Below are 16224 nucleotides of genomic sequence, written 5' to 3'. Positions count from 1 at the left end.
TTAATAAATCAAACATAATATTCCCTCCTAAATATTTTATTTATTTACTTATTATTTTTAAACTCGATTTTTAAATATTGTTCTAATCCTTTATCTTGTTTTACCTTGATATTTTCATAGATTTTATGGATTATATTCTGCATATATTTCACCTCCCTTACTATGGCAGCTAGTGATTATCTTTTCTGAATTCTAATTTTAGATATTCTGTCATCCCTGAATCTCTACTAATTCCAAATAGCATAGCAATATTTTCCAAAAATACTGTCATTTTTTTCACCTCCTTTTTTCTACACAATAAAAAACCGCAGATATCTGCGGTTTTTTAGACCAATAATAGTTTATTAATTATCAAACAAATTTGTTACAACTAATTTATTTGATAATAAAAATAAAAAACCGCAGATACCTGCGGTTTTTTATACTTATTAAAATTACACATATAAATGTATATAACAATAAAAGCCACAGGTTTAACCTGCGGCCTTTATAAGCATAATATTATTTATATATTGTCATAATAAAAAATACAATATATACATAAAAATCGCAGGTACTCGACCTGCGATTAAATGTCTTTATTACTTAATTAACATATAAAACCATCTACTCGCAGGCCGCGATATATTTTCATTGTCTTTAATTTTCTTGAAGATTTTCTATTTCCCAGTGTCATAATCATTTTCACGGCCTCCTTTTAACTTCTAAATCATACTATGTAAAAATTATACCACAGTCGGAAATTCTTAACAATAGGTTTTTTCAAATTTTATTATATTTTTTATTTTTTTCCTTTCTTTTATAAGATATTCTTTAACTTCTTTAACATATTCATTGCTTATTTTACTTATAATAGGATTTATTACAGAAGTATACTTTCTATTATCAATAACTGTTATTGGCAATACATTTACAGAAGTACCTGTTATAAAGGCTCCATCAAATTTATCAAGTTCTTCTACAGCAATCGGCCTTTCTATTATCTCTATACCTAATTTTTTACAAATACCTACAATATGACTTCTAGTTATTCCTAATAAAACTTTACTACTAGGTGCCGTATATACTTTCTCACCCTTAACAAAAAATACATTTGATCTACTTCCCTCTGTTATATTATTATTTTCATCTACTAAAAGTGCTTCAAAGGCTTTTTTTTCTTTTAATTTTTCCTTTACTTTCCTTTTGAATTCTTCATTTACAGATTTGATATTAGGATTTTTCCTTTTTCCTTTATATAGAATTGTATGTATTCCTCTTTTATATAATTCCCTTTCAGGATAGTAACTCTTTATAAAGAAAATCAAAAAATTTTGATCTTTATCATATTTTCCGTCACAAACCAATTTTATATTTAAATTATTTACATTATTAATTTTTATAAGCTTTAAAATGTCTTTTAGAATATCTTTATCACTTCTATATAGTCTAGAACCTAATAACTCTGCTGACCTTTTCATCCTTTTAATATGTTCTTCTACAAAAAGTGGAATCCCCTTTACTACCCTAATAACTTCATATATTGAAGAAGAGGTTATTCCCTTTAACACTTCTTTATTTTGTAGTGGATATATTTCTCCATTACATATGTAATAGTTACCTACAACTTCTTTTTTCATATGTTCACCCCTATATAAAACCATAGTTATAACTATATTATATACCATATACTAAATCTTAATTATATTAAATACTTTTTAATTCCTTCATATGATCCAATGTTCCATTATTTTTTACAAGGAGTATTTCTGACATTATGCTAAAGGCAATTTCCTCTGGTTTATCTCCTCCTAAATTTATCCCAATAGGAGCATAAACCTTTTCTAATTTTTCTTTACTTATCCCTTTATTCATGAGATTCTCCATTACATATTTGGTTTTATTTTTGCTCCCTATCATTCCTATGTATTTGGCATTAGTTTCTATAACAGTTTCTAAAGCTATTTCATCATATTTATGTCCCCTTGTAACTATAACTATATAACAGTTATTATCTATATTATAGTTTTTAAGACTTTCTTCTATGTTTCCAAGTATTAGTTCATCAGCATGTGGAAATCTGTCTGAATTACAAAATTCTTCTCTATCATCAAATATAACCGTAAAAAAATTTAAAGTTTTACCTAATTCATATAATTTAAGGGCTATATGTCCTCCACCAACAATCATTAGCTTATCCTTAGGTTTAAATACCTTTATAAAAACATCTGCATTTCCTCCACACTGCATATGAAGACTTCCTTTATCATCATTAAGCTTAAAACTAAATGTTTGACTTTTTCCTTTCTTTATACACTTTTGAGCCCTTTTTGTTACAACTAATTCAAACTTACCTCCCCCTACAGTTCCATAGGTAGTTCCATCTTCTAAAACAACCATCATGGAGCCTTCTTCTCTAGGAGTAGAACCTTCAACCTTAGTTATAACTGCTAATGCTGCACCTTTATTGTCTTTTACCTTTTCGGTTAGTTTTTCTAATACTCTACTTTCCATTTAAATCCCCCTTTCTTATTTTCATAGAAAATATTGCCTCTAAAACTCCCCCACCTATAGACCTAGCCTTATCTGAAATAGTAAAGCAATATTCTTTTATTCCTCTAGGGTCAATATCTCCTATCTTTAGTCCCTTTTTTACTTTTGTTCCATCCATAATAATACCTCTTAAAACTCCACTAATCTTTGCTTCTACAGGTTTATTATCTATTTTAGCAACTATTTCTCCTTTTTTTACCTTATCACCTATCTTAAACATGTTTTTTATTTTTCCATCACATGGTGCCCTTAAAACCCTTTCACTACTATAGCCCATTATTTCTCCCGGTTTTCCTGTATTTTCTTGGGCATAACCATCAAATATAGTCCTTCCTAAAAAATGTCCTCTATTTGATTCTACTACTACATCTACATCTTTTCCTGCACAAAATCCAGGGCCAACTGCAATAGTTATAGGGGCCATATTTTTATTAGTTCCAAGGTTTTTCTTAGCCATTATTGCATCTACCAATATATTTGGCTTTAATTTTTTTAATATTACAGCATCTTTATCAACTATTATAGGTATATTGCTATGATTCCAAGTATTATATATTTCATCTAAATTATTAACCTTTTTAGCTTTTATGCCTTCAACTATAACCTCTCCATCAAATATTGCCTGTGCAAAGGATATCTTCCTTCTTACCACAAGTGGATTATCTATCTCTAGTATTAATATCTTCCTAAACCCACTTTTATATAATCTATGGACAACTCCTGTTGATACATCTCCTCCTCCCCTTACAATAACAATATCATTAAACATAACCATTCATCTCCATTTCTCTATATTTTACATATTCCTGCCATTTATCAATATCAATTCCCTCGATATTATCTTTAATATTAACAAACTCCACATAATTTTCCATTTTCTTTATTATATCTCTACCACCTTTATCACCATATATATTAAGGAGCTTATCATTAAGTTTTGAAGAAAAAATAACTGGATTCCCCCTTTTTTCCCTATACATTGGAACAACTATTAGATGTTTTCCTTGTAAAAAAACATCTATTAATCTATTTACTGTTTTATAACTTAAAAAAGGCTGGTCGCCAACAATGAAAACAAACCCCTTTGTATTGGGATTTGAATATTTAACCCCTAATTTTATAGATTGACTTTGGCCTTTTTTAGCCCCTTCATTGTAAATAGTTTTTATTCCATATTTCTGTCCTATCTTTTTAATTTCATTTTTCCTATAGATAAGTATTATTTCATCAATTTTTGATTTTACTGCAGTTTTTATAACCCGTTCTATAATAGGTACTCCTTTTATTTTAAGAAGGAGCTTATCTTTAGACATTCTCCTTGAAAAACCAGAAGCCATGATAATGCCTGTAATCATTTTATCACTCCATAAAAAAGCTTTTATTTTTAATACTTCCAATAATTATTCCATCTATTTTAATATTATTTTTGCTTAGGATATCTTTAATAGCTAAAGCTGAAGCCTTCCTATGTTTACCTTCTGCTTTATTTAATAAGAGTATCTTTTTACAACCTTCAGGTGTGTCTTTAAACAATCCATTTTTATTTTCAATTAATCTAGTAATTTTTTCCTCATTTACTATTTTTCCCTTTTTACTACCTGTAACACTACAGAATAGTTCGGGTCTATGGACATTCTTTGCATTTATCTTTTTGCCTAATATATCTAGTCCTATTATTCCAACAGTTATGGTACTACTTAAAGGAATTACTGGTTCATATAAAGCAGGGGCTTTTATAGAACGTCCCCTTGATCCATCAGCTTCAACCAATATAAAATCAAATGGCTTTTTAAAGTATATTTCATCAATTAATTCTTTATTTATACCTAATAATTTATTTTCCTTTGAAATTGTCCTCCCTATAACAGTAACTGTTCCCTTTTCACTTTTATCTATATTTTTTATTTCTTCTGAAATAATTAGACTGTCGTATTGACCTTTATCAGGACAAAATATAGCAGTAGTTGTTGTAACTAAAACCCTTTTATTAAGCCTTTTTAACTCTTCTGCCAGCTTAAACATAGTTGTTGTCTTTCCACCTGAACCTATAAATGTAATAACATTTTCTCTTTCTAAATCTATTTTAAAAGCTTCATAAATATCCATATATCCACCTACTTTCCAAATGGACATATTGGATAATTACATATATCACAATTAAGACAAAGTCCACCATGGGCAAGGGAGATTATGTCTTTCCTTGACAGTATTTCTCCTGCTAATATCCTTGGAAATACTAAATCAAAAACTGTAGTTTTATAATACATCCCACAGGCAGGTATTCCTATAATAGCTTTTTTGCCTCTATAGGCAAGCATAAACATAGCACCAGGTAGTACAGGTGAACCATATGTAACAATATTATCTGAAACATTTTTTATAGCTTTTGGAGTTACATCATCTGCATCTACGGACATTCCTCCTGAGGCAAATACTATTTCTACATCTTCTTTTAAAAATTCCTCAATTACTTTTTCAATTTGGCTAGAATCATCTGGAGCATATCTTATGTCTACTAATTCTCCCCCGTAATTTTCCACCTTATTTTTTAATATCGGTCCAAATTTATCAGTTATCCTTCCTTCATAAACCTCTGTTCCTGTTACTACTATACCTATCTTTTTAGGCTTTAGTCTTTTTATTTTTATTACAGTTCCTAACTTTTTAGATATATCCTCTACCCTTTCTATTTTACTCTTTTCTGTTACTAATGGTATTATCCTTGTACCTGCAACTTGTTCATCCTTTTTCACCAATGTATTATTATGGAGGGTGGCTAAAATAATTAGCTCTATACTATTAATAGTCTCTAAAGCTTCTAAATTTATTTTTAATAGTCCCTTATATTTTGCTCTAAGACTTACTTTGCCTTCTGAAGGACCTTTAAGATATATTCCTTCCCCTCCTACTGCATTACCTATCCTTAAAGCCGCCTCATCTTCATGAATTTGGTGCTCCTTTAAATCTATAACATAAATATGGTTTTTACCCATACCCTTAAGAATTGGTATATCTTCTTTTTTAATTATATGGCCCTTTTTAAATGCTGGACCTTTAAATTCTCCTGGAACAATTTTAGTTAAATCATGTCCTAATACAGCCCCTACTGCATCCTCTACCCTAACCTTTTTCATAGTTATCCCCCTTTTATGTAAAAATTTCAAACATTTGCGAATATTCTTTAATATTGAATTCTACATTGACTTATTAAATCCTTTTAAAAAAGCATCCGCAGTGCGGATGCTAACTATTAACAAAACGATATTAGTTTTTAAGTAATTCTAAAAATTCCTCTGATTTCAATATGTTGTAAATCTTTTTAATATCCTCTGTAAGATTTCTGTCCTTATCTAAGAATGGAATTTCTCCTCTAATCATTTCATAGGCATCCTTTGTTTTCTTACCTAGCTTTATATTTTCTTCATATTTTAATTTTTTCCTTAAATCTATAGCCTGCACAGCGTGTAATGCTTCAATACCTAATATATAGCGTAAATTATCTACAATTTTCTTAACCTTTCTAACTACAAAAGGTGAATTATTAGCATGGTCTTCAATATCACCAGCTAAAGAAAGATAATCTACTGTAGCAGGATTGGATAGATGTCTTATTTCTGTATCAAGGGAAGCAAAAGTCTTTTGAATAGTTCCATAAGCTATTACTTCCCCTTCAGATGGAGTTAAAAATCTTGTAAGCTCAGTAAAGCTAGGATTTGCCATCTTTATTGTTCTATTACAAGAAACCCTAGAAAGATGACTCAAAGCTATTCCTAACATTTCAAAGCCTAGAACCCAAGTCATAGGCTCAAAATTACAACATGAAATTATTTTTCTTTCATCTAATAAAACACAAGGATTATCATCTGTACTATTTAATTGATTAATTAATTTATTCCATACATATTCAAGGGAATCCTTTACTGCACCATGTATTGCACATGCACACCTTATACTTAATGGGTCTTGTAAAGATTCTGTTATATCCCTTCTCCAAAGATAACTACCATCTAAATAATCTCTTATTTTTCCTGCACAATAGTTTTGTCCAGAAAAACCCCTTATTTTGTTTACTTTTTCATCTAATGGAGTAATATTACCCTTTATTCCTTCTAAAGTTAATGCACAAACTAAGTTTGCTATTTCTATGATATTATTTACTTCATCTAAAACTAAAGCACCTAACCCAGCTGATAGTGCGTTTGATGAAACCATAGCTAATCCATCTTTAGGTCCTAGCACTATAGGCTTTAAACCTGCTTTTTTTAATGCCTCATAAGCTTCCATACGAACACCATTATAATATACTTCCCCTTCTCCAATCATAGCTAAACCTATATGTGAAAGGTTAGCAATATCTGCTTCACCAACAGAACCCCTTAATGGAAGTACTGGATGAATTCTATGGTTTAAAAATTCCTTATACATATTGACAATTTCAGGCTGTATTCCCGTATATCCTAAAAGTAGTGTATTTAATCTTACTAACATTATTGCCCTTACTTGTTCTTCACTAGCTTCAGGTTCTGCAGCTACACAATGGGCATAAATTAAATTTCTATTATATTCTTCAAAATACTTACTAAAAACTTTTTTATCTTTATTCCATCCAACTCCCCTATTTAATCCATATACAGGAACATTTTCCTCTGCCAGTTGAAAAACTAACTTTCTTGCCCTTTTTACAAGTTCCATAGCTTCTGGGGCTATCTCAACTTTAGTACCCTCTTTAGCAACCTTTAAAATCTTATCAATAGTTAAGTTTTTCCCATTAAGTAAAATAGTCTCCATTTCCACTTAACCTACTCCCCCTTTTGAAAATAATTAAATTCTATTAACCGTTCTCTCTTTTTCTTTTAATGCCTTTATGATTTTTTCCGGTGTTGCTGGTAAAGAATTAATTTTAATATCTAAGGCATTATTTATAGCATTAATAACAGCAGGTGTAGAGGCAACAGCGGCTATTTCACCTACACTTTTTGCTCCAAAGGGTCCATCCTTCTCTCCTTCTTCTATAAGTAATACTTTTACATTTGGCATATCTGGTGCATTTATAATATGGTATCTATTAAAATTGTCTGACTTTATTCTTCCTTTTTTATCTATTGTTATTTCTTCAGAAAGTGCATACCCTATTCCCATTTGTACTCCACCGTGTATTTGACCTTCTACAAATCCTTTATTAATGGCTTTACCTACGTCATGTACAGCTAAAAAGTCTACTACTCTTACTAATCCCGTTAGTGTATCTATTTCAACCTCTGCAAAGTTTGCAGAATACACTCCTGGATTAGATGGTGACTTATAAGTATAGGTTACTTCTATACTATCTTCAAAATTATTTTGAGTTTCGGTAACTATAGATCCATAGCTTACCTTGTAATGAGGTGTATTTACTGACCATACTAAACCATCTTCCACTACTATATCATCTTTAGAACAATTTAGAATTTTAGCTGCATATGAAATAAGTTTATCTTTTGCTAATTCTGCTACTTTTTTAGCACAACCACCACATACAAAGGTTACTCTACTAGCTTGGGTACCTGCTGAATCAAAAGGACTTATCATTGTATCTCCTTCAGGGGCTAATATTTTATCTGGATGTATATCTAATACTTCAGCTACTATTTGCTTTATAGACGTTACAGTACCACACCCTAAATCATGTATACCTGACTTTAAATAGGCTCCTCCATCTTCTGTTAATCTTAATGACATTGTAATAAAATCTGGATAAGCTCCATGGTATCCATTTCCATGTGTTGAGCAAGCCATACCTACACCTTTTACAAATCTTCCTTTACTTTTAGGTCTATTCCATTTTTCTTTCCATTTAAAAGCTTCAGCACCTTTCTTAACACAATCAATAACTCTAGCATTTCCTAAATTTGGTCCACCTATAGGATCTTCGTCATATGGATGAACTAAATTTTTAAGTCTCAACTCTACGGGGTCCATATTTAAACTTCTAGCAATATTATCTATATTTATCTCAGTTATAGTATGGATCTGTGGAGAACCATACCCTCTACAAGCTCCTCCAATAGGCGTATTGGTATATACTGATGTTCCCTTATATCTCTGATTCTTTATCCTATATAATCTAAAATATTTTTTGGCCATCGCCATATTAACTGCACTACCATTAGTAAAATAAGCACCATTATCTACAAGAATGTCTATATCTCTAGCAAGTATATTTCCTTTGCTATCAACAGCTGTTTTAACTTTCCCTATTACTGCATTTCTAGTTCTTGTGCCTATAATAGTTTGAACCCTATCCATCTGTAATTTAATTGGAGTACCAACTTCTTTAGCTAAAAAAGCACATATTGGTTCAAGAATTGGTTGTCCTTTACCCCCAAAGGATCCACCCATAGGAGCTTTTATTACCCTTATTTTATTAAGGGGCATATTTAATACTTCAGCTGTAATTAATCTAACCTGAAATATAACTTGACATGGACTCCATATAGTTATATTCCCAAAAGGATCAGGTGCTGCTATACAAACATGAGGCTCCATTGCTGCATGGTGCTGTTTTTGTGTTGTAATCCTATCTTCAAATACATAATCTGCTTTCTCAAATCCTTCATCTATATTTCCACATTCTAGTTCTTTACTGAAAGTTACATTTCCAGGAGAATGTATTTTAACTACATCTTCCTTTAATGCTTCTTCTGGATCTGTTATAACAGGTAATTCTTCATACTCCACCTTTATTAAGTCTACTGCTTTTTTAGCAGTTTTAGCATCCTCTGCAATCACAGCCGCTATCCTATCTCCATAATACCTAATTTTATCACTAAATAATCTTTCATCCTTTATAATTTCCATACCTTCTAACCATACATGTGAGTTATAAAGAGTGTTAGGAGAGTTTTCATAAGTAAAAATAGCTTTCACTCCAGGAAGTGCTTCTGCTTTAGAGGTATCTATTCTTTTTATTTTCCCATGGGCAATATCACTTAATAGCAGTCTAGCATGTAACATCCCGTGTAATTCTATATCTCCCACATACTTTAATCTACCAGTTACTTTTTCAGTTACATCATGTATAGGAATTGATTTTCCTACATATTTAAGTTTATTTTTTTTCATTCTCTAACACCCCACTTCCAAAAAGCCTAATAAAAATATCCTGTGCCATACCCTTTATTGCTTCTCTTTTGTAAGGGTGTGAACTTCTCCCCTTTATAGCTAAATCTACCTGTTCTATTAAGGAATTACATAAATCATGAAATAATTGTCTTGATATTTCTTTTCCAATTAATCTATCCTCGACTATTTTCGATCTAAAAGCCTTCGGTCCTAATGCCCCTAATGATACATAGGCTTTTTTAATCTTTTTTCCTGTAGAATCCATTTTTACTAAAATAGCTCCATTAATTTTTGCAATAGTTACTGCAGTTCTACTTCCTAATTTTCCGAAAGCAGATAAATATTCATTTCCTAATTTCGGTATAATTATTTCAATAATTGCTTCATCCTTTTGTAAATAGTTAAAACCAGAGCCTTTAACTACTTCATCTATATCTCTTTCTTTTATTTCTCCTTTTCCATTTATAGTCCTCACTTTAGCACTAGATGTCATCAATGGCGGAACGGTATCTGCACAAGGTGATGAGTTAGCTATATTTCCAGCAATTGTTCCTCTGTTCCTAATCTGTGTAGAACCTACTTGGCTTGATGCTTCCATAAGGGCAGGAAAAAATTCTTTTATTTTATCATTTTCACTAATCATTGAATGGGTAACTAAAGCCCCTATTCTTAAATATTTACTTTCTTCTTTGATTTTCTTAAGTTCATTAATACCTGATAAATCAATTACTTTACCGCTATAAATCTTACTTCTTCTCATTCTAATAATTAAATCTGTACCTCCAGCAAGTAAATAAGTATTCTTATCTGCACGTTTTAAGCACTCTACTAATTCATCTAAACTTTCTGGAGTCTCAACTACTAAACTCTCCATAGATATTCCCCCTTTCCCAACTACCCTTCTATTACATCCTTAACTGCCTTTATAATCTTCACATAACCAGTACATCTACAGAGATTACCCTCTATTGCTCTTTTAATTTCTTCTTCTGTAGGATTAGGGTTTTTCATTAATAAAGCCTTACTAGACATCAACATACCTGGTGTACAAAATCCACATTGTACTGCACCATTTTTTATAAAAGATTTTTGTAACTCATCTAATTCTCCATTCTTTTCTAAACCTTCTACAGTAATTATTTCCTTTCCCCTAGCCTGGATAGCTAAAACTGTACAGGAAGTAACTGCTGCTCCATCCATAATTACTGTACAAGCTCCACATTCCCCTTCAGAACAACCCTCTTTTACACTGGTTAACCCTAATTTATCCCTTAAAACATCTAGTAACCTATCATCTGGATTTACATCTAAAGTATAATCCTGTCCATTTACAGTAAACTCTAGCTTCATTGTCTCTCCCCCTATGAAAAATAAGTTTTATTAATAAGTGGACTAAATTGTATTATATAAAACGATCGTCAATAAAAAGTCTAGATAATTTCCTTGTTTAATACAGTAAAATAAAACTCCCATAATGGGAGTTTTATTTTACTGTATAGCTATATCTGCCTGATTTTTCTCTAGCATTTCTTCTTCTATATAAGCAGTATCAGGATGATTTACTATATCATATTCCTTATGTTTTACAAGCATTTTTATTACACAAAAAGCTAACAATAACATGAAAAATAGTATTGGGAATCCCGCAACTGTAGCAATCTGCTTAGTAGCATCTATACCGCTAATTTTTCCAGCCTTTCCAGCAATTAAGTTTATTATAGCCATTGAGGACATTACAATACCCCAGAATATCTTAACTTTAGTTGGCGGCTCAACTTCTGCATTATTATATGCTGTAGTTGAAAGGGATGAAACTGTAGTAGTCATTGAATCTGCCAAGGTAACTATTGAAATGTAAATTGCTAAAATAAATACCCAGCTTATCAATTTGGAAAGAGGGAAATTTTCGAAAAATGCAAAGACTGATATTTCTAAACCAGACTTTTGGATAGCTTCCCAAAGTTGACCTCCATTTAATTGAAGATGTATTGCTGAGCCTCCAAATACTGAAAACCAGATTAATCCAAAGGTTGCAGGTAAAATTAAATTCACTAGCATAAACTGTCTTAATGTACGACCCTTCGAAATTCTTGCTAAAAACATACCAGTTAATGGAGCATATGCTAACCATATAGCCCAATAGTATATTGGCCACCATCTAGGCCATGCAGAGCCTTCTATAGGACTTAAATAGTGAGTTCTTACAAAGAAATTTTGAATAAAATGACCTGTTGATTGAGTTCCTAAAGATAAAATAAACTTAGTAGGTCCTAAGAAAAATACAAATAACATTATTGCTATAAACAGTTTTGAGTTTTTATCTGATAACCAGCGTATTCCTCTATTTAATCCTGTATAACTTGAGAAAATATATGTAACAACTATCAAACCAACAATTATAGTCCATAAAGTTTTACCTGTTGGAATACCAGCTAAAGTATTTAATCCACTACCTATCTGCATAGTTCCTACACCCAATATTGCAGCAACACCACCAGCCATTGCAAATAAACAAATATTATCAACTATTTCTCCTACTATTCCCTTTGTATGTTTACCAAACACTGGATACAATACTGAGCTAACTTGATACGGTAGCTTCATATTAAAAGTTGCAAAACCTATAGCTAATCCAGCAATACCATACATTGCATATGGTATAAAAGTCCAATGAATAAAAGTAGTTGTCATCGAAAACATTGCAGCTTCTTCACTTTGTGGAGTTATTCCTAAAGCCTCTGGAGGTGACATAAAATGAGTGATAGGTTCTGCAATCCCCCAAAATAAAATTCCTGTAGCAATTCCAGCACATAATGATATTGCAAACCAATTCCAAAAACTCATAATAGGTTTGGCTTCTTTTCCCCCAAGTTTAATTTCACCATACCTTGAAACCATAACCCAAAGACATATAAATAGGAAAATGTTTCCACAAATTTGAAAAAGCCATCCAAAAGTTTCAAATGCAAACTGTACAATTGCATTCTCAACATCATAGAAGGCTTTAGGAGCAACTACTCCTAAAATTATTGCTGCTAAAAAAATAACTGCCATAGGAATAAAAATAGTTAGTCTTAATGAAGCTTTATTATTTTTGTTACCTGTCCTATTAGTTACCTCCATAATACCATCCCCCTTTTTAATATACTTTTTTATTTCATATTTGAATTTATCTTTTGTTTCCTTTGTTTTGAATCTTCTGAAAATTTCGTTCCTAATTGTTATTTTACTAACAAAACGTCAATAAAAAGTCAAAAAGCTAAAATTTGGAATAATATTAACTAATATTTTTTAATCTTTTTAATACTTCCTTTTCATAACACCCCTTTATATCTTTTAAATATTTTAATCCTTTGTTACAATATTCATCTATATTGTCTTGGCAGTGATATCCTAAAATCTTTTTATTATTTTCTTTTACTAGTTTGCACATTTCTGCCTTTACTCTATAAAGCAGACCAATCTCATAAGGATTATTCACCTTCTTGGCAAATTTTTCTGCCTTGTTAATATACTTTAGAGCTTCATCCCATTCTTTCTCCTTAACCAATATTAAAGAAAAATAACCATTAGCTATAGAACGTCCCCATACAAGATTGAATTGGTTATACAAACTTATTGCTTTTTTAAAATATTCCTTAGCTTTTTCATAGTTATTAACTTCATAAGCTGCCTGTCCAGCTTTTGTATAAGCTATAGTAAGTCCCCCTACTAACCCCTTTTTCTCGCACATAGATATAGCTTTTTCATAATAGTAAATAGCTTTATTAAATTCTTTTTTACGTCTTTTACTCTCTCCAATATAGGTAAAAGAAGCAGCAATATTTAATTCATATTTTTCTTTATGATCTAGGTTATCAAATATTTTGATAGATTTTTTTAAAAGTTCCTCACCCTTGTTAAATTCTCCATTCATAATTTTTTGAAATCCTTTTAATCTTAATAAAATAGCTATTTCGCCCTTACTATTACTTTTTTTAGCTATATCTAAAGCTTTTGTTATACTAGAGTTCATAAGTTTTATGTTGTGTGTGTTAATACAATAGTATATTATTTTTAAATAACCTTTTAATGCAAAACTATAATTTTTAGTTTTTAATGCCCTATCAATCATCTTTCTTATTATTTTTAGTCCTTCCTTGTGGTCACCTTTTCCAATATTATATCTTCCAAGCATATGTAAAAAAGTTATTTCTGAATATACTAAACTACTGTCTAATTTAACTTCCTCTTTGATTTCTTTTAGTAATTCATTAATATCATTTAATTGTTTTTCTATTTCTTCATCAGACATATATAGAAAATTCTTTTTTAATACATCATTTTCATCGATTACAGGAAAGATTTCATGGATTAGATGTATATATTGCTCTAAGTTCTTTATTTTATACTTAAAATATTCTAATTTGTTTCCAGCCTTTTTATTATGGTATATAAGTTTAGGATATAATAATTTATCACTATTACTACCTGTTAGTTTCCCTGCTAGATAATGTGATACCCTATTATGTAAAATTCTCCTTTTTGCCATAGACATCTGCGAATATATAAATTCTCTTAGTTTCTGATGTGTAAACATAAAGTTAATATTTCCACTAGAATCTAAAATCTCTCTAATTAATTTTTTTCTCTGAAGTTCCTCAAGAATTTCAACAAGTTCTAATTCATTTTTCTGTGTTATTTCTTTTAATACATCCAAATTAAATTTGTCAAAAAATACAGAAGCAATATTTAAAATTTTTCTTTCTTCAGTTGATATATCTAAAAGCCTGCTTTTTAAAACATCCTTTAGTTTAGGAGTAAAAGTAGTAAAATTATTCTTTTCCTTTAGATTATTTAAAAGTTCAACTATAAACAAAGCATTTCCTTCACTCTCTTTATATATTGAATTTTTTATTTCTAAAGATAAATTTTTATCTGGTAACATTTTATCTACAAAATCTAAAGTTTCCTCTTTATTAAATCTTCCTACAGAAAGTTTTTCTATTAATCCGTATTTTCCTACTTCTGTTAAAAAGTTTTCAACCCTTTCAATAGATTCATTTCTACACGTTACTAATACAGTTATTGACTTGTTTTTATCCTTTAATATGATATTTTTTAATAGATTTAAACTCATATTGTCTATCCATTGTAAATCTTCAAAAACTAATACTATTTTTCTCCTTTTTGATACTTTCCTAAATATATCTATTACAGCTTCTTCTACAATTTCATATTTTAATAGTCGTGATTTTTCAAATAAATTACCTTCTATTTCATCAGCTCCTATAAAAGTAGGAAATATTTGTGATATTATCTTTCTTATGTATACAGGAATTTCTACATTTTCCTTTTTAAAGATATTTGATAACTGATAAAAAATATCATTCCAAGGTTTAAATAAAAACTTTTCCTCTGCTTGGTAGCAATTAGTTTTAAGTATCCATATGTTTTCATCTTTATTGATTGTGTTTAAAAATCTAGATAAAAGTTTACTTTTTCCTACTCCTGCTTCCCCAAAAAGTACTATAGATTTAGAAACATTTCCTTGCAAAAAGTTAAAAAAATTCCCATTTAGAATTTTTAGTTCTTTTTTTCGTCCATAAAAAAATTCATCACTATCTTTACTATTGAATATCTTCCTAGTTTTCTTCTCAATTAAAATTTCTTCAAATAGCCTTCTAGTCTTTACATCTGGAGATACTGACAATTCTTTATTTAATAATTCTTTTAACTTATTGTAGATAGATATACATTTATTGTATTTTCCTTGCTTTCTATACAAATTCATTAAGATTCTATATCCTTTTTCATCAAATTCATCTATATTTATTAATTTCTTACAATATGCTTCTGCTTTATTTAACTGATTATTCTCTATATATTTATTAATTTCTTTTTTAAGTTTATTTACATATATATCCATATGTTTATGTCTTAAGGATGTCATCCATGTTTCAAATTCCTCAGCATTCTTTACAAAAAACCCTTCAAGAAAATGGCCATTATAAATTTCTATAGCTTCCTTATTCTTTTTATTCAAAAATTCTTCTAAATCAATTTTAAAATCAATTTCTGGATTTAGTTTTACTATTGACCTTCTTGGAGAAATTAAAACTTCTTCATTAAATACTTTCTTTATAACATATATTGCATTTCTTAAATTTTTTCTAGCAGATTTTTCAGGTATATTTCCCCAAAATAGGCTAATTAGCACATCTCTTGAACTTTCTTTTTCAACAACTAAATAATAAAAAAGTGCTTCTGCCTTTCCAAAGGGAAAGTTAATTTTCTCTTTTTTCTTGTATACTTTAGGCGAACCAAATAATTTAACTTCTATAAGGGCCATTTTCCATCTCTCCTTCATACTATTTTTATGCCTATAAATAATAATTATATAAATTTACCTTAATTCCCTTTATAATCCATAAAAATCGAGTAGTATGAAGTTTTCTGTGGTCTCTGCATACCTCTCGAATCTTTCAATGTTACTTGCCTCCCTAATGTTCGGTCCTTCCCTCCCTATCCTAGGTTTAGACAGGTACTATGACCTCTGCTGACTTCTCAAGGTTCAGCTATACATCACCGTATAGGTTGTCATTTCGAAAT

At 30.0% G+C, this 16224-nt stretch carries 12 protein-coding genes; all 12 read right to left on the bottom strand.

The features are described 5' to 3' along the window. Positions 1–746: 746 nt before the first annotated feature. The 12 genes from BET03_RS05400 to BET03_RS05345 all read right to left on the bottom strand — a co-directional run bounded on the left by BET03_RS05400 (position 747) and on the right by BET03_RS05345 (position 15964). Complete coding sequence (locus BET03_RS05400; RefSeq protein ID WP_243096865.1) at positions 747–1619, bottom strand: aminotransferase class IV; 873 nt, start codon at positions 1617–1619, stop codon at positions 747–749. Positions 1620–1686: 67 nt separating this feature from the next. Next, a complete protein-coding gene (locus BET03_RS05395; protein ID WP_120168107.1) occupies positions 1687–2493 on the bottom strand; it encodes an XdhC family protein in 807 nt (268 codons plus the stop codon). After that, the gene (yqeB, locus tag BET03_RS05390; protein ID WP_120168105.1) at positions 2483–3301 is read right to left on the bottom strand and encodes a selenium-dependent molybdenum cofactor biosynthesis protein YqeB; all 819 of its coding nucleotides are present in this window, start codon (positions 3299–3301) and stop codon (positions 2483–2485) included. The genes BET03_RS05395 and yqeB overlap by 11 nt, the downstream gene beginning before the upstream one ends. Then, positions 3294–3887, bottom strand: a complete 594-nt coding sequence (gene mocA / locus BET03_RS05385) for a molybdenum cofactor cytidylyltransferase (protein ID WP_147417145.1) — start codon at positions 3885–3887, stop codon at positions 3294–3296. Before mocA ends, yqeB begins: the two co-directional genes overlap by 8 nt. Positions 3888–3891: 4 nt before the next feature. After that, positions 3892–4638 carry a selenium cofactor biosynthesis protein YqeC gene (yqeC, locus tag BET03_RS05380; RefSeq protein WP_183108737.1) on the bottom strand — a complete coding sequence of 249 codons (747 nt, stop codon included), beginning with the start codon at positions 4636–4638 and terminating at the stop codon, positions 3892–3894. A gap of 8 nt (positions 4639–4646) precedes the next feature. Continuing rightward, the gene (locus BET03_RS05375) at positions 4647–5666 is read right to left on the bottom strand and encodes a molybdopterin-binding protein (protein WP_120168098.1); all 1020 of its coding nucleotides are present in this window, start codon (positions 5664–5666) and stop codon (positions 4647–4649) included. A gap of 130 nt (positions 5667–5796) precedes the next feature. After that, a complete protein-coding gene (locus tag BET03_RS05370; protein ID WP_120168185.1) occupies positions 5797–7320 on the bottom strand; it encodes an HAL/PAL/TAL family ammonia-lyase in 1524 nt (507 codons plus the stop codon). Between the two features lie 33 nt (positions 7321–7353). Then, positions 7354–9633, bottom strand: coding sequence for a xanthine dehydrogenase family protein molybdopterin-binding subunit (locus tag BET03_RS05365; RefSeq protein ID WP_120168096.1), 2280 nt, complete (start codon positions 9631–9633; stop codon positions 7354–7356). Continuing rightward, entirely contained in the window at positions 9620–10507 is an 888-nt protein-coding gene (locus BET03_RS05360; RefSeq protein ID WP_120168094.1) for an FAD binding domain-containing protein, read from the bottom strand. The genes BET03_RS05365 and BET03_RS05360 overlap by 14 nt, the downstream gene beginning before the upstream one ends. Before the next feature lie 20 nt (positions 10508–10527). Further along, entirely contained in the window at positions 10528–10983 is a 456-nt protein-coding gene (locus BET03_RS05355; RefSeq protein WP_120168092.1) for a (2Fe-2S)-binding protein, read from the bottom strand. Between the two features lie 138 nt (positions 10984–11121). Then, a complete protein-coding gene (locus BET03_RS05350; protein WP_120168078.1) occupies positions 11122–12756 on the bottom strand; it encodes a BCCT family transporter in 1635 nt (544 codons plus the stop codon). 154 nt (positions 12757–12910) lie between these two features. After that, positions 12911–15964 (bottom strand): AAA family ATPase, encoded by a 3054-nt coding sequence (locus BET03_RS05345; RefSeq protein WP_183108736.1) that lies wholly within the window; start codon positions 15962–15964, stop codon positions 12911–12913. Positions 15965–16224: the final 260 nt, after the last annotated feature.

The sequence above is a fragment of the Thermohalobacter berrensis genome (genome assembly GCF_003609645.1).
Classification (GTDB): Bacteria; Bacillota; Clostridia; order Tissierellales; family Thermohalobacteraceae; genus Thermohalobacter; species Thermohalobacter berrensis.
This window is presented reverse-complemented; position numbering and strand designations above follow the sequence as displayed.

Coding starts and splice junctions, on each gene's coding strand:
- BET03_RS05350 (WP_120168078.1), bottom strand. CDS start 12,756: ATGGAGGTAACTAATAGGACAGGTAACAAAAATAATAAAGCTTCATTA.
- BET03_RS05355 (WP_120168092.1), bottom strand. CDS start 10,983: ATGAAGCTAGAGTTTACTGTAAATGGACAGGATTATACTTTAGATGTA.
- yqeB (WP_120168105.1), bottom strand. CDS start 3,301: ATGTTTAATGATATTGTTATTGTAAGGGGAGGAGGAGATGTATCAACA.
- BET03_RS05400 (WP_243096865.1), bottom strand. CDS start 1,619: ATGAAAAAAGAAGTTGTAGGTAACTATTACATATGTAATGGAGAAATA.
- BET03_RS05375 (WP_120168098.1), bottom strand. CDS start 5,666: ATGAAAAAGGTTAGGGTAGAGGATGCAGTAGGGGCTGTATTAGGACAT.
- BET03_RS05345 (WP_183108736.1), bottom strand. CDS start 15,964: ATGGCCCTTATAGAAGTTAAATTATTTGGTTCGCCTAAAGTATACAAG.
- yqeC (WP_183108737.1), bottom strand. CDS start 4,638: ATGGATATTTATGAAGCTTTTAAAATAGATTTAGAAAGAGAAAATGTT.
- BET03_RS05365 (WP_120168096.1), bottom strand. CDS start 9,633: ATGAAAAAAAATAAACTTAAATATGTAGGAAAATCAATTCCTATACAT.
- BET03_RS05395 (WP_120168107.1), bottom strand. CDS start 2,493: ATGGAAAGTAGAGTATTAGAAAAACTAACCGAAAAGGTAAAAGACAAT.
- BET03_RS05360 (WP_120168094.1), bottom strand. CDS start 10,507: ATGGAGAGTTTAGTAGTTGAGACTCCAGAAAGTTTAGATGAATTAGTA.
- mocA (WP_147417145.1), bottom strand. CDS start 3,887: ATGATTACAGGCATTATCATGGCTTCTGGTTTTTCAAGGAGAATGTCT.
- BET03_RS05370 (WP_120168185.1), bottom strand. CDS start 7,320: ATGGAGACTATTTTACTTAATGGGAAAAACTTAACTATTGATAAGATT.